The sequence below is a fragment of the Aggregatibacter sp. HMT-949 genome, assembly GCF_041734645.1.
Classification (GTDB): Bacteria; Pseudomonadota; Gammaproteobacteria; order Enterobacterales; family Pasteurellaceae; genus Rodentibacter.
Genome location: NZ_CP162010.1, coordinates 1041431 through 1059775, shown reverse-complemented (window position 1 = coordinate 1059775; position 18345 = coordinate 1041431). Strand labels below are relative to the sequence as shown.

Sequence of the window (18345 nt, the reverse complement as noted above, 5' to 3'; positions counted from 1 at the left end):
TTATTTTTCTTGATATTTTTGAAAATATTCGTAAATAGGCGGCAATAATTGCGCGATTAGATTCAGTTGCTGAAACGGAATCGCAAAAGCGGATTTTTCTTTAATTTGGGTTTCATTCCATTGAATTTCTTTTAAGCTTGATTCAATATTTTCTCGCAATTTAGCGAAGACTTCGGGCGAGAGTTTTTCGATATTTTCTAGCGCATAGATAATTTTTTTCGCGGTAGGATAGAAACCGGCGAGAAACTGCGCGGTTTGTTGGAGTTTCGTCATCCGATAACGGTAAGAACCGAGTGCGGAGATGTAACTCAATAACGAATAATTGATTTTTAATAAGTCAAAACCTTCTTGTAAATAAGCTTGATATTTTTGTGGTTCATTATTCATATTGGACAAAGTTGTGCTTAATGCCGCCGCGTATTGATGCGCATTACGGCGGGCGATACGATATTTCAAATCGTCGCTTTTACCGAATTGTAATTGAGCGATGATATGCAGCAAATATTGCGCATCGCTACGAATAGCTTGTCGGCTGACTTTGTCCAGTTGCAAATATTTCCAATCAGGCCATAAATAAGATACGGCAAACCAAGATATTGCGGTGCCGACTAAGGTGTCGAGCAGGCGCGGCAAGAGCGCGGTGGCAGCGCCGAAGCCCATGACGTCGAAACTGATTAATACTTGCAAGGTAATAAAGAATGTAGAAAAGCTGTAATTATTACTACGGAAGAAGAAAAACAGCGTGCAGGTGAGCACCATTAACCCCAGTTGCATTTCCAATGTTGGATTTAAATAAGGTAAGGATGAGCCGACCAATACGCCTAAAATCGTGCCGATAATACGTTGGCGTAAGCGGTTTTTAGTTGCTGAGTAGTTCGGTTGGCAGACGAAAACCGCGGTAAGCAAAATCCAGTAACCAAGATTGAATTGGAAAAATTCGACAATCGCGCAGCAAATAAACACCACAATCGAAAGTCGAACTGCATGACGAAAGAGCGGCGACTCAAGCGTGAAATTGCTCAAGATGACCGAGATGATATTTTTAAAACCGATGATTTGTTCGGTGTGGATTTGCGCGATTGGGCCATTTTCGCTGCCTTCTTGTTCCAACTGACGAAGTTGCCAGTTAATGCTTTGCAGATTATCCAGCAGCGTTTGAATAACTAATAATTGCTCGCTTTGCGCACAATGCCGGCTGTAAAGTTCAAAAGACTGCATGGTGCCGAGCATCGCTTTTTCGACCCGTCGATTATATTGATAAGATCGATTTTCACGCAGTGCAGCTGCGATTTCACGGCACGCTTGGGCTTGCAGTTCAAGTAGGCGTTGAATGCGGAAAATCAGATCGGTATTTTTTAATTGTTCGGCGATTTGTTTGTAATCAAAATGGCTTGAATTGGCGCGTTCGTGAATGTCTTGTGCGGTGAAATAATAGCGAATCATACGTCGCGTGCGAGGATGGCGATGCTGTCCACGAATACGGTAAAACAATGTCGTGCGCGCAAGGTTAAAAGCGCTAACTACGTTGGTGTTTTTCATCGCAAAGTTGAAATGCTTTTTTTCAATTTCATCGGTTTCATCAGGATCAAAAAATTCTGATTTCGCATCTAAATATTCGCCCAAGGCGTAAAAGGCTTTCGCCACGCTTTCTTGCACCGGGCGATTGGGGAAAATCAGATATACGATAAGTGTAACCAAGCTGTAAAGCAGCGTACCGATAATGATCATCAGCGGATTGACATACCAATTTAGCACCGCATTGGGCGAGTAAGTCAGCGTGGTGTAAACGGCAATAACCAAGGTGCCGAAGGCAATGGTTTTGTAACGTTCGCCGATAGCACCAATCATCGTAAACAGGAAAGTGCCCAATGTCATTAAAATCAGGTAAGACAGAGCATGGCCGATATTAAGTTGCACGATGACGGCAGATAGCGTGAAAGCGATGAGTGTATAAAAAATATTTTTTAATCGACCGGTTAAACGATTATCCAAATCCACCAAACCACCGGCAATAATACCCAACACTAAAGGCATAGACTGATTGGAAATATCAAACCACCAAATGCCGAAAGCGGCGATGTTCACCGCAATAAAAACGGGAATAGCGGCAATGACTTTTGCGTTTAACCAGTGATTCATTTTGAGTCCTTAGTGAAATAGAAAAAGTGAGCGACAAGGCTCACTTTTTTGTTCTGCTTTTTGTTCGATAAAGTGCGATTCGAAATCTAAAAGACGTTGATGATGCTGATAAGCTTATTTGTGGGATTTTGCCCAGTTTAAGAAACGCGCTTGGGTTTCTTTGTCCGCTTGTTGGAACCAATATTGTAGTTGTTGTTCCGCTACGTTTTCACCTTGCACGACCACTTTACCTTTGGCGGCTTTACCGTTGCTTGGTGTCATCGCCATCATTGGTGCGGACGGCATATTGGCAGTAGCAAAAGCAGGTACCGATGCAGTTGCGCCGGAGGCATTATAAGTTGCCAAATCGCTTACGATATTCGCTGAAGGAAATAACCCTTCTTGTTTTAAAATATCGATTTTGGCCGGAATTTCTTGGCCGGATGCGGTTTTGAGAGTAATTGACGGCGAGGTATTGAATTTTTCACCCTCTGTTTTAGAACGAATGGTCGGGGCAGAAATGATCACATCGTCTGCACTACCTTGGAAGGTTATGATAATTGGGCTGGATTCAAAGAGAGATTGGTTAGAACCGCTACTAATGATTTCTCCCACGCGCACAACGACTTGGTGAGTATCGGTGTCATTGATATTAAACGAATGAGTTTGTTTGAGAAGCGATTTGCTTGCTTTTTGCCCGTCAATGGCTAAAAAGTCCATATTTGAGGACGTAGAAACCATACCGGCAAAACTTGCGCTACTAAGCAATAATGTTGCGATACCGAATGTAACGGCGCGTAATTTCATAATTACTCCTTTTATTTATGAATGAGAATCGTCGCCTATGCTATGCTAATTTTCAGAAAAATAAAATAGTAAAGTGCGGTTAAACCGAAAAACTTTTAACCGCACTTTAGATTTATTGAACCCGCTTATTTTTCGTTTAGCACTCGTGGAAATAGAATATTATTTTCTAAATGGATGTGATGCATTAAGTCGTCAATAAAAGCGTTAATGCCACTGTAAAGAGCGCGCCAACTAAAACATGCGTCTGCCGGCGGAGTGAGATGGTTAGTAAGCGATTTTAATACTTCCACATCTTGCCCGGCTTCGTCGTGTTCCATTTCCATTACGCGAATCGGCATTGCTGCCATTGCATAATTGCCTGCTTTGATCATTGGGAACAAAATTTGCTCTTCTTTCATCATGTGCTGGCTTAATTCCGCATAGATTTTTTCTAATTGCGCCGCCGTGCCGATAGGGCAATCATCGCGATCCGCATGGACGCTTTCTACTTTTTCAGCCAGCGTAATGAGTTCGGGTAATTGCTCGCGGTGGCGGTCATGAAAACGCGGAATAATGTAATCAATAATTTCTGCGTAAGACGCGTTCGTCCAATCTTTTTCCGTATTTTCATTTTTATGTTTAACCAATTCCGCTAAACGGCTTTCAATTTCAGCGAGATTAAGATTTTTTTGTTGCGCCGCAACTTCTAAAAGCACTGAACCACCGCAGCAAAAGTCCAAATCGTACTCACGGAAAAGTTTTGTGGAACCAGGGATAGAAACTGCTAATTCGCTAAGTTTTTGTTGAGCAAAAGACATAATTTACACTCCATTTGTTAATTGAACTTATCTGATAAAAATAGTAGGTTATTTTCTTTCGAAAGGAAAGCGGATTACATAATTTCTTAGTGAATTTATGACTTAAATCAAGCAAAATACATCCGAATAGGTAGGCGAAAGGATGCAAATATGACAAAAAAATTTCTTGTTTTCGGACGTGTACAAGGTGTGGGATTTCGTTATTTTACTTGGCAAGAAGCGAAAAAATTGGGGCTTAAAGGCTCGGTTCGCAACCGCATTGACGGCTCAGTGGAAGTGATTGCGCAAGGCGACGAGACACAAATGGCAGATTTTGAAGGGTGGCTTAATAAAGGGCCTAAAACGGCGAAGGTGGAACGCGTGTTGGTGTTCGAACAGGCGGAAATCAAGATGTCGAATTTTTCCATTGTTCGTCGTTGAGATCTTGTTTTAGCACCGCATTGGAGGCTTTTGCTAAGCGGTTTGATTTTGCGTAGAATGAGCCACTTTTTTAAGGAGTGCGATATGCGCAATCAAACTAAATTTCATCTCGAACAGCTTCAAAAAACAATGCAAAACCTTAATTTGTGGCAAACAATGCCACCGGTGCAAGAAGCATTTTTGAGCGAACAACCGTTTTTTCTTGATACGATGGAGCCGCATGAATGGTTACAGTGGGTTTTTATTCCGCGTATGAGGGCACTACTTGAAAGTGACGCACCGTTACCAAGTCAAATCGCGATTTCGCCGTATCTTGAAGAAGCTTTAAAAGAATTTGATGATTTGGAAAGGTTGCTGGCTCCGCTGTTGGCGCTAGAAGAATTGTTGCAAAATCAATGATGCTTGAAATTTTATATCAAGATGAATATTTGGTTGCCGTTAATAAACCGGCGGGCATGCTGGTGCATCGCAGTTGGTTGGATAGGCATGAGACGCAGTTTGTAATGCAAACTTTACGTGATCAAATCGGCCGCCATGTTTTCCCAATTCATCGGTTGGATCGTCCAACTTCCGGTGTGTTACTGTTCGCTTTAAGTGGCGAAACAGCAAATTTAATGTGTCGGCAATTCGAACAAAAAATTGTGCAAAAAATCTATTTGGCTGTGGTGCGCGGTCATTTGCAAGGGGCGGGGCGAATTGATTATCCGTTGAAAATTCAATTGGATAAGATCGCCGATAAGTTTGCGCAAGAAGATAAAGCGCCGCAAGAAGCAATAACGGATTATACGTGTTTAAACATTGCAGAAATGCCTTACGCGGCAGGGCGTTATGCGACTGCGCGTTATTCTTTGCTGCGATTAATTCCTCAAACGGGGCGTAAGCACCAGTTGCGTCGTCATTGCAAACATATTTTTCATCCGATTTTGGGTGATACACAATATGGTGATTTGCAGCAAAATCGTGCATTAACGCAAAATGTCGATGTGAAACGTTTATTTTTGCATGCGGAAACATTGCGTTTTGTTCATCCTATTTCGCAACGAGAGATCAATATTTTCGCGCCGTTAGATGAACAATGGCAAAAATTAATTTCAAAATTTGGTTGGTAAAAAATGTTAGATATTCAATTAACCCACGAAGAACAACAAAAAGCGGTAGAAAGAATTCAACAATTAATGGCGCAAGGCGTAAATAGTGGCGAGGCGATTCAGATCGTGGCGAGGGAACTACGCGAATTACATGATAAATCCGATAAAACTAAAATATTTTGTGATCTTCATAACACTTTTTAATATTACTCATTGCATCAAAAAACAAAATATTTAAATATAGCGCTTATTGAGGTGATAAGGCATGAGTCTTATTAGTTTTATGATTGTATAGGCGAAGCCTAAGAGGTCTATTATGGAAATTGGTGTTGTTAAGTGGTTCAATAATGCAAAAGGATTTGGGTTTATTTCCGCAGAAGGCGTGGATGCTGATATTTTCGCACATTATTCTGTAATTGAAATGGACGGTTATCGTTCATTAAAAGCGGGGCAAAAAGTACAGTTTGAAGTTATTCACGGCGATAAAGGATCTCACGCCACAAAAATTATTCCGGTTGCGGAATAGGTGAGCGCGCGAATAAAATCGCGTTCTTAAATTTTCTTTTTCTCTATTTAGTTAATGCAAAGGCAAGGTTTTTTATATCTTGCCTTTTTTATTTTAATAAATTTTTTAAACTATTTTTCATTGCCGACATTTGGCTTTCATACAGCGCTTTGCTTTCGCGCTCATCAATCATATAACTAATGGTTTCCGAAAGGGTCATATTCATTTTGTGTGAATATTTTGCAAGACGTTTCCATACCGCGTATTCCAAATCGATGGATTTCTTTTTGGTAGATTGCTTTTCCGCGTTAAAAAAGCGTTTTCGGCGTGCGCGAATTGCTTGATCAAGTTTAATCGGTAAAGCTAACGAAAGATGTCGTTTAATCCAGCTTTCAATCTTTTCCGGATAATTTTGACTTTCCAGCAACTCGGTAATCACCGATTCTTGCAGGCTTTTTTCTTCATATCGCGTAATATTTTCCCCTTCGCGATATTTGCGAATAAGGTAAATCCATTTCCAATTCGCTTCTTGATTTTCGAGTTTTTGGTATTTCATAGTGGTATTGTTTAGTGACGTGGTAACTCGCGTAATATACGCGTTTTAATGATGTTTTTCCAGTTGATTTTAATAATACGGATAAATATGAGATAATGCGCCCATTTTTATTAATGAGATACCACCTGTGAGTTCATCTTTCTTTCAAGAACGCGCCTTTGATTGGAACGAGCTTCAACCTCAACTAGCCGTTACCGAACAACCGATACATCCCCTCAATTTTTGGGCATTACAACCGAACGCTAAAAACGCACTTGCATTATTTTTACGCAATCCAAACCGTCCGCTGATGGTATTGAAAGCGGATGATCAAGCAGAATACGCCGCATTATTAATGTCTCTTATTCGTCAAATACAACCAAAAGAACGCACGATTTTTGGCGTAAACTATTTGGTGGAACAAGGTGATTCTTTTTCTTTCCCGCATATTGAAATCGAACCGGCGCAGTCTTTAGCTGATAATTTTGCTGCCTCAGGGGAAGTGCTTAGCGCATTGTATTGCGATCAATTTCAATTGTTTGGCAATGTAAAAATGCACCCGCGTTCGCAAGATATTCAACTTACGCCGGGCTTGATTCATCGTGCCAACGGCGGCGTGTTGATTTTGAGTGCAGCTACATTACTTGCGCAATTCGATTTATGGCAGCGTCTCAAATATATTTTACAAAGCCGTCGATTTGATTGGCATTCTTCTCATCCATTTAAAGCTTTACCGTGCGAAATTCCGAGTTATCCGCTTGAAACTAAAGTGATCGTACTGGGCAACCGCACTGAACTGGCGACTTTAGGCGAGTTGGAAGAAGATTTATACAGTTTTGCTGACTATGCAGAAATCGAAAGTTATTTGTCCGTTGCAGATGTTAATGAACAAGAAAATTGGGCGGGTTTCGTTCGAGAAGTGGCGCAAGAACTGCGGCTTAGCCTGGATTTTTCGGCCTTCAATAAACTTTATCAACTTTTGGTACGTGAAAGTGAAAGTCGCTTTTTGATTAGTGCGTCACCCGCCAAATTAAAAAATATGCTGCTTAATGCAGCGACACTTGGACAAAAAAATCGCCTAATAGCGGATGATTTCGAACAGGTTTTTCAACAACAAACGGCTCAGTATGGTTTTTTAAAAGAACAAACTTACGCGGATATTTTAAACGAGCAAGTTTATGTGGCGACGGAAGGCGAGATTGTCGGACAAATTAACGGACTATCGGTGATTGAATATCCCGGCACGCCGGTTGCCTTCGGTGAACCGTCGCGCATCAGTTGTATCGTGCAATTCGGCGACGGTGAAGTGGTGGATGTCGAGCGTAAAAACGAGCTTGCCGGTAATCTTCACAGCAAAGGTATGATGATTGCGCAGGCCTGTTTATCGAATATTTTAGATTTGCCGTCACAACTGCCTTTTTCTGCTTCACTAGTCTTCGAACAATCTTACGGCGAAATTGACGGCGATAGCGCTTCTTTAGCAATTTTCTGCGTACTCGTCAGTGCACTGGCAGATTTGCCTTTACCGCAACATATCGCAATAACAGGCGCTATTGATCAATTCGGCTTGGTGCATGCAGTAGGCGGTGTGAATGATAAAATCGAAGGCTTTTTCAGCATTTGCCAACGTCGCGGTCTAACGGGCAAGCAAGGCGTGATTATTCCGGCAACCACGATTCAACAACTCAGCCTTTCCGATGAAGTGGTCGAAGCGGTTAAACACGGTGAATTTTTCATTTTTCCGGTAGAAGATATTTATCAAACGTGCGAATTGATTTTTCAACGAGATTTATTGGAAGAAGAGGGCTTTTACGATGAAAGCAAAACGCCAATCGCACGCTTGATTCAGCACCGCATTGAAAGTCGGTCGGAACCGCCAAAGAAAGGTCTGTTAGATTTCTTTCGATTTTAATTTTGCAAGAGCGAACAAATAGTTCGCTTTTGTTTTTTATCAAGTCCTCTTTTTTATTTCAATGGACTGATCGGACAAGTTCAGCGAACAAATGTTTGCCGTTTACAGTTTTTATTATTCCTTTTAGAATGCACGCCTGTCAGTAATAAGCTGAATAAAACAGAGAAAAAAGGAAGGAAAATGCAAAACACTTGTACACCAAATAAAAAAGAAAGCTACAGCTACGAGGATTTACTCGCTTCCGGTCGCGGTGAATTATTTGGTGCCGAAGGTCCGCAACTCCCTGCGCCGACCATGTTGATGATGGATCGTATCGTAAAAATGACTGAAGACGGCGGCGCGTTTAATAAAGGTTACATTGAAGCGGAATTGGATATTCATCCTGATTTACCGTTTTTCGGATGCCATTTCATTGGCGATCCGGTGATGCCGGGCTGTTTAGGCTTGGATGCAATGTGGCAACTGGTTGGTTTCTTCCTCGGTTGGGTCGGCGGTAAAGGGAAAGGCCGCGCACTTGGGGTTGGCGAAGTGAAATTTACCGGTCAAATTTTGCCTTCTGCCAAGAAAGTGATTTATCGCATTAACATGAAACGTGTAATTAATCGTAAATTGGTAATGGGCATGGCGGATGGCGAAGTGGAAGTAGATGGCCGCGTAATCTATACTGCGACGGATCTTAAGGTTGGATTGTTCCAAGACACGTCGAGTTTTTAAGATTTTAATGATTGATGAGAAGCCTTAGTTAGAGATAGCTAAGGCTTTTTGTTTTATTACATCGGGTTGCGTCCGATGAGTTACTTACTCTTCTTTTTCGATCTCTTCTTTTTTTGATACTAAGAAAATAGATGAATTTAATTTAAAGCCAGGCAATAAAATAAACTTATTCCTCATCAACCACATCCATAAATTCCGCCCCTAGCAATTTAGCCAGATCTTTCGGAGCTAATTCCACACTCAAACCTCGTTTTCCACCGGATACATAAATCGTCTCGAATTCCAATGCGGTGCTGTTTATGAAGGTCTTTAAACGTTTTTTCTGGCCTAGCGGGCTGATTCCGCCCACTAAATAACCGGTGCTTTTTTGTGCAATCTCTTTATCTGCCATTTCCACTTTTTTTGCACCGACAGATTTGGCGGCTTTTTTCAAGCTGAGCATATTGGATGTCGGCAACACGAAACAGGCGAGTTTTTTCTGGTCGCCATTTTCCGCGACAAGTAAGGTTTTAAAAGAACGATGGGGATCGATGCCTAATTTTTCCGCTGCTTCGTCGCCGAAATGCGTGTTATGCGGATCATGATCGTAAGTATGCGGAATAAAAGGAACTTTTTGTTTTTTAAGTAAATCAATTGCGGGTGTCATTTAATTTCCTATCGGTATTTTGTAGAATAACGCGTTTTATTTTACAGCGGAGAAAAAAATGGACGCAAGTCTAAATATTGCCATTGCAGCGGAGTTTGAATTGGCAGAAAAAATCGTCGAAAGCCTTGAACAAAGCGAATTAAATATCGGTACGCTAGCGATCGTCGAAATTTACCCTTTTGAAGAAGAACAGGGCGTTCGTTTTAATAATCAAAGCGTGGTGCAATATTCCTTGCAAGAAATGGACTGGTCAAGGGTCAATTATTTATTGTTTGCAGGCGATATCGAATATGCCTCTCATATTGCTGCCGCGGCAGAAAACGGTTGTGTGGTGATCGATATGAAAGGGGTATGCGCCGTACTTTCCGACGTTCCGACAGTGGTACCGGGCATAAATGAAGCAGACTTAGTGGAATTGAGACAGCGTAATATCGTGAGTTTGCCGGATCCGCAAGTCAGTCAGCTTGCTTTGGCGATTTATCCGGTATTGCAAAGTACGAATATCGGTGAGGTTTTTGTTACTTCCTTGCTGCCGGCTTCTTATCAAAACGGCGAAATCGTGAATCGACTTGCCGGCCAAACCGCGCGTTTGCTTAACGGTATTCCGCTAGATGAAGACGAAACACGCTTAGCCTTTGACGTGCAGCCGCAAAATGTGCGGGCTTTGCCGCAGCAACTGCAAAAGATTTTTCCTCAATTGAATGCGGTGCTGTTTCACGCAGTGAATGTTCCGGTGTTTTACGGGTTAGCTCAGAAAGTGACAATAGTTTCCGATTATGCAATCGATTTTAAACCGCAAGATAACGCGTTTTTACAGTATCATGAAGATCTTGTGACGCCGGTGACGAATGGCGAAATCGAAAGTGTGGAAGAGCGGGCAAAATTACATGTTAGCCAAATGAGTGCGTTGGAAAACGGCATGGAATTTTGGACGGTCGCCGACGAACAACGTTTTAACTTGGCATCGCTTTCGGTGAAATTATTGGAAGCGATTTATCGCAAAGGTTATTAATTTAGGGCTATTAATTTTTAAGGAATCATTATGTTAGAACGACTTTTTAAATTGCATGCGAAAGGCTCGACCACCAAGACAGAAATTATTGCGGGTATTACGACCTTTTTTACCATGGTTTACATTGTTTTTGTCAACCCGTCCGTATTGGGAGACGCGGGTATGGATAAGCAAGTCGTCTTCGTCACCACTTGCTTGATTGCCGGACTCGGTACTATCGCCATGGGGCTGTTCAGTAATTTGCCGATTGCTTTAGCGCCGGCCATGGGCTTAAACGCATTTTTCGCTTATGTGGTGGTGGGCAAGCTTGGTTATTCGTGGCAAATCGGTATGGGCACAATTTTTTGGGGCTCAGTCGGCTTATTCATATTAACGTTGTTGCAAATTCGTTATTGGTTAATGGCGTCCATTCCGTTGGCGTTACGCGTAGGTATCGGCGCGGGGATCGGTTTTTTTATCGCGCTGATCGGTTTTAAAAATATGGGGCTTGTAGTAGCCAATCCGGCTACTTTAGTCGCACTAGGCGATTTGCATGATCCGAAAGTACTGCTTGGTATATTGGGATTTTTCATTATCGTGGTGCTTGCCGCGCGTAATATTTTCTCCGGTGTATTGATTTCAATCGCCGTCGTCACCGGTTTAGCTTTATGGTTGGACGATACAGTTACGTTCCATGGCGTCATTTCGATGCCGCCGGCGTTGGATGCGGTGCTCGGTAAGGTGGACATCGCCGGCGCGTTAGATACCGCTTTGCTCGGTATTATTTTCTCTTTCTTGCTGGTCAACCTGTTCGACTCTTCCGGCACCTTACTTGGCGTAACGGACAAAGCGGGCATCAGTGACGAAAAAGGACGTTTCCCAAAAATGAAACAAGCGCTTTTTGTGGATAGCATTAGTGCCGTGGGCGGTTCGTATATTGGTACATCCGCCATCAGCACTTACATCGAAAGCGGCGCCGGTGTTTCTGTCGGCGGGCGCACCGGTTTAACGGCAGTTACCGTCGGCGTGTTATTTTTGCTTACTATTTTCTTCTCGCCGCTTGCCGGTGTGGTTCCGGCTTACGCCACCGCCGGCGCATTGGTTTATGTAGGGATTTTAATGGCATCCAGCCTGATCCGCGTGCAATGGGACGATTTAACCGAAGCCACGCCGGCATTTATCACTGCCGCTATGATGCCGTTTACTTATTCCATTACGGAAGGCATCGCGTTTGGTTTTATCAGCTACTGCATTATGAAAATTTGCACCGGCCGCATCAAAGAAATCAATGCCCCGGTTTGGGTCGTGTCGATTTTATTTATTGCGAAATTTGTTTGGGTTGGTTAAAACGGATTTAAATTCAGAATAAAGGAAAGTCTGTGGGCTTTCCTTTTTTATTGGCTTTTGTTTGTGTTAGACTTTCACCGTTTTTACAGAACCAATAAGGAGATCCGATGCAAAATATTCTATTTATCATTCATTCCGCGCCTTATGGTGACGAACATTTTTTTAGCGCATTACGTCTTGCGCTACAAATTCAAGAGCAACACAAAAATGCGGTTAATTTGAAGCTCTTTTTAATGTCCGATGCGGTGCTCGGCGGACTAGCAAAACAAAATCCCGGCGAAGGTTATCATTTACAGCAAATGTTGGAAATTTTAACGGCGCAAGGAGCCGCGGTGAAACTTTGCAAAACCTGCACCAATGCGCGCGGTCTCACCGAATTGCCGTTAGCGGAAGGCGTCGAAATCGGCACGCTGATTGAACTTGCCGATTGGACGGTGGAAGCGGATAAGGTAATTAACTTTTAATCAACAAAAATGGCTTACGCAACGTAAGCCATTATTTTTTCTGAATAGATTCATTCTGCTTCTTTATGGCAGCCTGTGCCAATGAAATAAGGCTCGGTAAAAAAATCACTTTAGTACATAGCTAAAATAGTCGTTAACTTCTAAAATAAACACACTTATTTTCTAACCCCAAAAATCATGACAAATCCCATTCCGCTTAACCCTGTCACATTACCATTAAATCAAGTAAATTTAATTGAAGCCTCAGCCGGCACAGGAAAAACCTACACTATCGGTTCGCTTTATCTTCGACTTTTGTTGCAAGCCGGCGAGCCTCGCTTTGCTCGTCCATTAAACGTGGAAGAAATTTTGGTGGTGACCTTTACGGAAATGGCGACGGAAGAATTAAAACAAAAAATCCGCGAACGCCTTACCGATGCCATTCGGAAACTTTCCGCTTATGCGCAAGACAAGGACGAATCCGTCTTTGCCAATGACGCTTTTCTTGCCGATTTGTATAAAACCCTCGATGATCTACCGCTTGCCATTCGACGTTTAAAACTTGCCGAACAAAATATGGATCTTGCCGCAATTTTTACCATTCACGGTTTCTGTCGTCGTATGCTAATGCAATATGCGTTCAATTCCGGTGTGCATTTCAATTTAGAATTAGTCAAAGATCAGTCGGATTTGCTTAAACAATTTGCTAACGAATTTTGGCGCGAGCATTTTTATCCGCAACCGTTTGCCATTGCGAATTTTATCGCCGCCGAATTGGGTTCACCCGATGCGGTGCTGGAGCTGTTGAAGTCGGATTTGGGGCGGGATCTGTGGGTAGATACGGATTATCACGAAGCCTTATCCTTATCAACAGATGAATTTTTGCGCCAATATCTTGGCGGAGAACTTGCCGCCGTGCAAGAAATCAAGCAATTATGGGCTTCCAATGCGGTGCTCATTGGCGATCTCATTTTTGCCGAACTCAATAAAAATTATTCCAAAGGCGTAAAAAAATCGCTTAATCGTAAAATTTATCAAGCCAAGCGCACGCAAAATTGGCTCACGCAAATTAATCAATGGGCGGAAAATCCACACGATTATGTCGTGCACGATAAATTGCGCGGCTATTTCGTGCAATCCGCTTTCGCACAACATGCAGAAGAAGGCGCGGTGCCTTTAACTGCACCGATTTTCAGCGAACTGGAAACGCGCGTAAAAGCACTGCTTGAGCCCGATTTATTGCGCAAATTGCTCCTTTATCATTATCGCCAAGGCATTCGACAAAAACTGTTCGAACATAAGCGCAATCATCAAGAAAAATCTTTCGATGATTTGCTACGTTTGTTGTTTGAGGCTTTGCAAAGTGAGCGGGGAGAGCAATTGGCGGAAATGATCCGGTTTCAATATCCTTTTGCCATGATCGACGAATTTCAGGATACGGATGTGCAACAGTACGCCATTTTTTCTAAAATCTATCGCGAAAATTCGGCGGAAAACAGCGGCTTCATTATGATTGGCGATCCGAAGCAGGCGATTTATCGTTTTCGCGGCGCAGATATTTTCACTTATTTCAAAGCCGCCGAGCAGGCGGACGAACGGTTTAATTTAACTAAAAATTATCGTTCCGAAAAAAATGTAGTGAACGGTGTAAACGCGCTATTCGGTTTTTCGTCGTCGCCTTTTATTTATGACGATATCGAGTTTTCGCCGGTGGATGCGCGCGAAGATCATCGTCGATTTTATTTGCACGGCGAATGTGAGCCCGCCTATCGATTTTATTTAACCTCGGAGTCCCTCGATAGCACCGCATTGGCGCGCAGCTGTGCTGTTTCGATTCAGCATTGGTTGAAAAGTGCGGCGCAAAAGCAAGCATTTTTTCAATGCGGCGACGATATTAAACCTTTGCAAGCGGCAGATATTGCCGTGTTGGTGCGCGATAAAAACGAAGCGGCCTTAGTGAAAAACGAATTGCAGCAATTAGGCATTGCCTCCGTTTATTTATCAGATCAAAGTAGCGTATTTGATAGCCTCGTCGCGAAGGAATTGGTATTTGTGTTGAAAGCCTGTTTGCAAGTCACTGAACGATCGATTTTAAATGCCATCGCCACGGCATTGTTCGGCCTAAATGCGGCGGAAATTCACCAAATTCGGCATTCGGAACAAGATTGGCAACGCTGGGCGGATAGTTTTGCTCGCTATCAACAAACTTGGCAATATCAGGGCGTGTTGCCAATGTTGCATCGATTGTTATTGGAACAAAGCATTGCCGAACGTTTGCTAAGTCGGCCAACGGGCGAACGGGATTTAACGGATTTTTTACATTTGGCGGAAATTTTACAACAAGCGGCAATCTTAAATGACAGTGAAGCTGCGCTAGTTAGTTGGCTCGAACGACAAATTCAAGGCGAGGGCAGACAGGAAGCGCAAATTCGGTTAGAAAGCGAACGTCAATTGATCAAAATTGTGACAATTCATAAATCCAAAGGGTTGGAATACGATTTGGTATGGTTGCCGTTTCTAGCTGTACCGAGCCGTGATCCGGGCAAAGCGAACAATAAAACCAAAGACTTCAATCTTTATTATTCCGCAACGCAAGACGCGATTTTGTGGGATATGCAAAATCGTCATTCGGCGGAATTGTACCGCGAATCTTTCGCCGAAGAACTGCGTTTGCTGTATGTGGCGTTGACCCGTGCGAAATATCAAATGGCGTTTGCCTTGCCGACGCAGTTTGAGAAAAAATGGAACCCGTTGCTTTATGTGTTAACACAAGGTGAAATCGGCGAGGCTTCGGATTTACCGCAAGCATATGCCGCTGAGCCGTTGCTTGAGGCGTTTAAAGCGCGGATGCCAAGTGTGCAAATTAGCGCGGCCGAAAGTTTAGTAAAACTGCCACCGTTAGCCTTATCCGAACAACAAGAAACGTTGTGCGTGGCGCAATTTCACGGCGAAATCGAGCAAAATTGGCAGGTCACCAGTTTCACCGCTATTGAACGGGCTCATCGTTGGCAAAATGACTTTGCTGAAAGTAACGTGCTGGATGAAAATACATCGAAAAGCGCTATTGTTTTTGATGAGGCAAAAGATTACGACGGGCAAATTGAATCAGAAACTTCACTGAGTTCAATTGCGGTTTCTTCTGAATCAAGAACGGAACCGAGCGGTTTAGATTTACCGCACGGTACGCAAACCGGCACGTTATTGCATCGCTATTTGGAAAAAAATGATTTTGGTGCGTTAGCTGATAAAACCGCGCTTGAAAAACTTTGCCAAGATTTGCATTTAGATGAAGCTTTTGTGACACCGTTACAAAAATGGGTTGAGCAAATTGCATACACGCCTTTTTCGACGGATCCGATGCTCTATCTTGCCGCTTTGGCCGCGCAAGATTGTATTAAAGAAATGCCATTTTATTTGGCGATTCGTGAGCGTTTTAAGGTTGCCGATTTTAACCGAGCGCTGCAAGCCCATCACCATTTGCCAAGCGAACCATTGCGATTTGACGATATTCAAGGCATGTTGCGTGGCACCATCGATTTGGTTTTTCGTCATCAAGGCAAATATTATTTGCTGGATTACAAATCTAATTTCCTCGGTGAAAATACGGCGGATTACGCGCCGTCGGCGTTGCAAAAAGCCATGTTGTATCATCATTACGATTGGCAATATTTGCTGTATTGCTTGGCGTTACACCGTTATTTGAAACGTGTCGATCGTGATTATGATTACGAACGCGATTTTGGTGGCGTATTTTATTTGTTCTTGCGCGGTATGAATGGTGAAGCTCAATCCGGCGTGTTTTTTGATCGCCCGAGCGTGCAATTGATGCAAGCTATAGAGGAGGCGTTTTAATGTTAAGCCTGTTAAAAGAACTGAACGAACGGAACATTATCAGTCACGGCGATTATTATTTCGCCAAATTGATTGCCGATAAACAGCCGACGGACTTACCGGAACCGGTAAAAAACTTGGCGATTTTACTCGCTGCCCTGTGCAGTTGGCATTACGCGCAAGGCAATACCTGTATCCTGTTGGAACCGGCGTTAGCGGGCAATTTGTTCGGTTTGGCCTATCGCGTTACGGAACGGAATTATCTGCTCGATATTCAGCATCGCATTTGGCACCGCATTGAAGCCTTGCCGGTTGAGCAATGGCAAAAGCGGCTGCGTGGTCATCCGGCGTTTACTGAAGATCCTCTTGTGAATGCTGCACCCTTGGCGTTTCAATTCGACGCGTTATATTTTTATCGCGCTTGGCAAGATGAATATCGCATCGCGCAATATATAAAAAACGCCTTGAAAAGCGAGCCCCGTTTGCCTTTTTCGGTGCCACAAATTCGCGAAAAATTAGCGGCTTATTTCCCGCAATCTGATTTTTCCGCAGCAACAAATATTATTGATTGGCAAAAAGTCGCGGTGGCTACGGCGATTAAAAGCCCGTTTTGCGTAATTACCGGCGGCCCGGGCACCGGTAAAACGACCACGGTAACCCGTTTGTTGTTGGTGTTGCAGGAATTGTATCAACATCAATTGCATATCAAATTGGTGGCACCGACGGGCAAAGCAGCCTCGCGTTTGGAAGAATCAGTGCAAAATGCCTTACGTTTTTTAAGCCGTCAAATGGCGTTGCCTGAGGCGTTAGTGCAATCCGTACCGCAAAACGCATCGACTTTGCACAGTTTGCTCGGCATTAATGCATTTAACGACAATACGCATCATAACGCGCGTAATCCGTTGCAATTAGATGTGTTGGTGGTGGACGAAACTTCGATGATTGATTTGCCGTTAATGGCGAAATTGATTAACGCATTAAAACCCGAAACACGCTTAATTTTATTGGGCGACCAAGCGCAATTAGCTTCCGTAGAAGCCGGTGCGGTGCTCGGCGAATTGGCGCAGTGGCGTCATCAACCTTACAGCCGTGCGCAGGCGGATTATTTGCGCGAAACCAGCGGTTATACGGTGCCAAGCACGGAAAATGCGAATCCGTTGCGCGATGCTTTATGCCATCTTACGTTTAGTCGCCGTTTTGATGAAAATTCCGGCATCGGCAAATTGGCCGAGCAGATTCAGCGCGGCGCAGCAGAAGAAAGCCTCGAATTATTCGGACAATATCCGGAATTGCATTTTCAGGCTTTCAATAATACGGAAAATGAGGCCGAATTGGTGCGGCGGGTGGTGCAAAGTGCGGTGCAAAATTATCGTGTTTTTTTAACGCAATTGCGTCGTTTACAATTGGAAAAACGGGACTTTAATGCACTTAATCAGGAAGGCGAAAGTTATGCGGAAGCGATTCAAGCGCTGTTTAATTCGACAAGATTTTTGACTGCGCTGCGCAGCACCGCATTGGGCGTAGAAAATCTTAATCGGGAAATCGCACTGGCGTTGCGTGGCGAAAATTTATTGCGATTTCGCCACGAACAAGATTGGTATATCGGCAAGCCGATTATGATTACGCAAAACGATCATAATGTGCGCTTGTATAACGGCGACATTGGCTTGTGTTTGGCGCATGGCAAAGTGTGGTTTGGCAAGCGTGAAGTGCCGACCAGTCGCATTCCGGCGCATGAACCGGCGTTTATGATGACGATTCATAAATCCCAGGGTTCGGAATTTGAGCACGCGTTAATGGTGCTGCCGACGGAACCGAATCCTGTATTATCGCGCGAATTAGTGTTTACCGGCGTGACTCGCGCGAAACAACGCCTCACCGTTTTCGCCGACGAAAAAATCTGGAAAATGGCACTGCGTCAAACGGTAAAACGGCAAAGCGGATTAGGAAAATTATTAGAACGGTTAATCTCAATGGATGATTAAAACAGCACCGCATTGAAACCCCGTATATGGCGGCTTTCAATGCGGTGCTGTTAGGAGACTTCAATTCGTTTTGTGTTTAAACCGATATCTACGCGGGCCGAGGCAAATAAAAGGATTAGCCGGCTTAATGTGATTCTTCAGCGTTGTTTTACTTGACGAGAGAACGCATCCATAGATTCTGAAAGGAAGTGATAGAAGTTAAACAG

The 18345-nt window shown here is 43.4% G+C and carries 17 protein-coding genes; 12 read left to right on the top strand and 5 right to left on the bottom strand.

The window, feature by feature from the left end; genetic code table 11:
- From yccS to ytfE, 3 genes are all read right to left on the bottom strand, one after another.
- Positions 1-2139: a YccS family putative transporter gene (yccS, locus tag AB3F25_RS04915; protein ID WP_373602784.1), complete on the bottom strand. Its 2139-nt coding sequence runs from the start codon at positions 2137-2139 to the stop codon at positions 1-3.
- 114 nt (positions 2140-2253) lie between these two features.
- Positions 2254-2925 (bottom strand): DUF2057 domain-containing protein, encoded by a 672-nt coding sequence (locus AB3F25_RS04910; RefSeq protein WP_373602783.1) that lies wholly within the window; start codon positions 2923-2925, stop codon positions 2254-2256.
- A gap of 125 nt (positions 2926-3050) precedes the next feature.
- The gene (ytfE, locus tag AB3F25_RS04905) at positions 3051-3722 is read right to left on the bottom strand and encodes an iron-sulfur cluster repair protein YtfE (RefSeq protein ID WP_373602782.1); all 672 of its coding nucleotides are present in this window, start codon (positions 3720-3722) and stop codon (positions 3051-3053) included.
- Between the two features lie 150 nt (positions 3723-3872).
- Between ytfE and AB3F25_RS04900 the strand changes: the two genes are divergently transcribed.
- The 5 genes from AB3F25_RS04900 to cspD all read left to right on the top strand — a co-directional run bounded on the left by AB3F25_RS04900 (position 3873) and on the right by cspD (position 5756).
- Positions 3873-4142, top strand: a complete 270-nt coding sequence (locus AB3F25_RS04900) for an acylphosphatase (protein ID WP_373602781.1) — start codon at positions 3873-3875, stop codon at positions 4140-4142.
- Positions 4143-4226: 84 nt separating this feature from the next.
- On the top strand, positions 4227-4541 hold the full coding sequence (locus tag AB3F25_RS04895) for a YqcC family protein (protein ID WP_373602780.1): 315 nt from the start codon (positions 4227-4229) through the stop codon (positions 4539-4541).
- Positions 4541-5251 (top strand): tRNA pseudouridine(65) synthase TruC, encoded by a 711-nt coding sequence (gene truC / locus AB3F25_RS04890; RefSeq protein ID WP_373604330.1) that lies wholly within the window; start codon positions 4541-4543, stop codon positions 5249-5251. The genes AB3F25_RS04895 and truC overlap by 1 nt, the downstream gene beginning before the upstream one ends.
- A gap of 3 nt (positions 5252-5254) precedes the next feature.
- Entirely contained in the window at positions 5255-5434 is a 180-nt protein-coding gene (locus tag AB3F25_RS04885) for a YoaH family protein (protein ID WP_373602779.1), read from the top strand.
- Between the two features lie 112 nt (positions 5435-5546).
- Positions 5547-5756 (top strand): cold shock domain-containing protein CspD, encoded by a 210-nt coding sequence (gene cspD, locus AB3F25_RS04880; RefSeq protein ID WP_373602778.1) that lies wholly within the window; start codon positions 5547-5549, stop codon positions 5754-5756.
- 88 nt (positions 5757-5844) lie between these two features.
- Here cspD and matP read toward each other — a convergent pair whose 3' ends face one another.
- Entirely contained in the window at positions 5845-6291 is a 447-nt protein-coding gene (matP, locus tag AB3F25_RS04875; RefSeq protein ID WP_373602777.1) for a macrodomain Ter protein MatP, read from the bottom strand.
- Positions 6292-6418: 127 nt separating this feature from the next.
- Here matP and AB3F25_RS04870 point away from each other — a divergent pair, with 127 nt between their 5' ends.
- Together AB3F25_RS04870 and fabA are read left to right on the top strand one after the other, a co-directional pair.
- Positions 6419-8182 (top strand): AAA family ATPase, encoded by a 1764-nt coding sequence (locus tag AB3F25_RS04870; RefSeq protein ID WP_373602776.1) that lies wholly within the window; start codon positions 6419-6421, stop codon positions 8180-8182.
- A gap of 180 nt (positions 8183-8362) precedes the next feature.
- The gene (gene fabA, locus AB3F25_RS04865; protein WP_373602775.1) at positions 8363-8896 is read left to right on the top strand and encodes a bifunctional 3-hydroxydecanoyl-ACP dehydratase/trans-2-decenoyl-ACP isomerase; all 534 of its coding nucleotides are present in this window, start codon (positions 8363-8365) and stop codon (positions 8894-8896) included.
- A 166-nt stretch (positions 8897-9062) separates the two neighbouring features.
- On the opposite strand, the gene ybaK is transcribed toward fabA, so the two are convergent.
- Complete coding sequence (ybaK, locus tag AB3F25_RS04860) at positions 9063-9542, bottom strand: Cys-tRNA(Pro) deacylase (RefSeq protein WP_373602774.1); 480 nt, start codon at positions 9540-9542, stop codon at positions 9063-9065.
- Between the two features lie 58 nt (positions 9543-9600).
- Between ybaK and AB3F25_RS04855 the strand changes: the two genes are divergently transcribed.
- The 5 genes from AB3F25_RS04855 to recD all read left to right on the top strand — a co-directional run bounded on the left by AB3F25_RS04855 (position 9601) and on the right by recD (position 18139).
- A complete protein-coding gene (locus AB3F25_RS04855; protein ID WP_373602773.1) occupies positions 9601-10554 on the top strand; it encodes an oxidoreductase in 954 nt (317 codons plus the stop codon).
- 30 nt (positions 10555-10584) lie between these two features.
- The gene (locus AB3F25_RS04850; RefSeq protein ID WP_373602772.1) at positions 10585-11880 is read left to right on the top strand and encodes an NCS2 family permease; all 1296 of its coding nucleotides are present in this window, start codon (positions 10585-10587) and stop codon (positions 11878-11880) included.
- Positions 11881-11987: 107 nt separating this feature from the next.
- Positions 11988-12344: a DsrE/DsrF/TusD sulfur relay family protein gene (locus tag AB3F25_RS04845; protein ID WP_373602771.1), complete on the top strand. Its 357-nt coding sequence runs from the start codon at positions 11988-11990 to the stop codon at positions 12342-12344.
- A gap of 177 nt (positions 12345-12521) precedes the next feature.
- The gene (recB, locus tag AB3F25_RS04840; protein ID WP_373602770.1) at positions 12522-16175 is read left to right on the top strand and encodes an exodeoxyribonuclease V subunit beta; all 3654 of its coding nucleotides are present in this window, start codon (positions 12522-12524) and stop codon (positions 16173-16175) included.
- On the top strand, positions 16175-18139 hold the full coding sequence (recD, locus tag AB3F25_RS04835; protein WP_373602769.1) for an exodeoxyribonuclease V subunit alpha: 1965 nt from the start codon (positions 16175-16177) through the stop codon (positions 18137-18139). Before recB ends, recD begins: the two co-directional genes overlap by 1 nt.
- The last annotated feature ends 206 nt before the right edge of the window (positions 18140-18345 follow it).

What these genes read in the sequence shown, in the direction of transcription:
- AB3F25_RS04850 (WP_373602772.1), top strand. Translation starts at nt 10,585, where the DNA reads ATGTTAGAACGACTTTTTAAATTGCATGCGAAAGGCTCGACCACCAAG.
- truC (WP_373604330.1), top strand. Translation starts at nt 4,541, where the DNA reads ATGCTTGAAATTTTATATCAAGATGAATATTTGGTTGCCGTTAATAAA.
- AB3F25_RS04910 (WP_373602783.1), bottom strand. Translation starts at nt 2,925, where the DNA reads ATGAAATTACGCGCCGTTACATTCGGTATCGCAACATTATTGCTTAGT.
- AB3F25_RS04885 (WP_373602779.1), top strand. Translation starts at nt 5,255, where the DNA reads ATGTTAGATATTCAATTAACCCACGAAGAACAACAAAAAGCGGTAGAA.
- ytfE (WP_373602782.1), bottom strand. Translation starts at nt 3,722, where the DNA reads ATGTCTTTTGCTCAACAAAAACTTAGCGAATTAGCAGTTTCTATCCCT.
- matP (WP_373602777.1), bottom strand. Translation starts at nt 6,291, where the DNA reads ATGAAATACCAAAAACTCGAAAATCAAGAAGCGAATTGGAAATGGATT.
- AB3F25_RS04900 (WP_373602781.1), top strand. Translation starts at nt 3,873, where the DNA reads ATGACAAAAAAATTTCTTGTTTTCGGACGTGTACAAGGTGTGGGATTT.
- ybaK (WP_373602774.1), bottom strand. Translation starts at nt 9,542, where the DNA reads ATGACACCCGCAATTGATTTACTTAAAAAACAAAAAGTTCCTTTTATT.
- AB3F25_RS04845 (WP_373602771.1), top strand. Translation starts at nt 11,988, where the DNA reads ATGCAAAATATTCTATTTATCATTCATTCCGCGCCTTATGGTGACGAA.
- recB (WP_373602770.1), top strand. Translation starts at nt 12,522, where the DNA reads ATGACAAATCCCATTCCGCTTAACCCTGTCACATTACCATTAAATCAA.
- recD (WP_373602769.1), top strand. Translation starts at nt 16,175, where the DNA reads ATGTTAAGCCTGTTAAAAGAACTGAACGAACGGAACATTATCAGTCAC.
- fabA (WP_373602775.1), top strand. Translation starts at nt 8,363, where the DNA reads ATGCAAAACACTTGTACACCAAATAAAAAAGAAAGCTACAGCTACGAG.
- AB3F25_RS04895 (WP_373602780.1), top strand. Translation starts at nt 4,227, where the DNA reads ATGCGCAATCAAACTAAATTTCATCTCGAACAGCTTCAAAAAACAATG.
- AB3F25_RS04855 (WP_373602773.1), top strand. Translation starts at nt 9,601, where the DNA reads ATGGACGCAAGTCTAAATATTGCCATTGCAGCGGAGTTTGAATTGGCA.
- yccS (WP_373602784.1), bottom strand. Translation starts at nt 2,139, where the DNA reads ATGAATCACTGGTTAAACGCAAAAGTCATTGCCGCTATTCCCGTTTTT.
- cspD (WP_373602778.1), top strand. Translation starts at nt 5,547, where the DNA reads ATGGAAATTGGTGTTGTTAAGTGGTTCAATAATGCAAAAGGATTTGGG.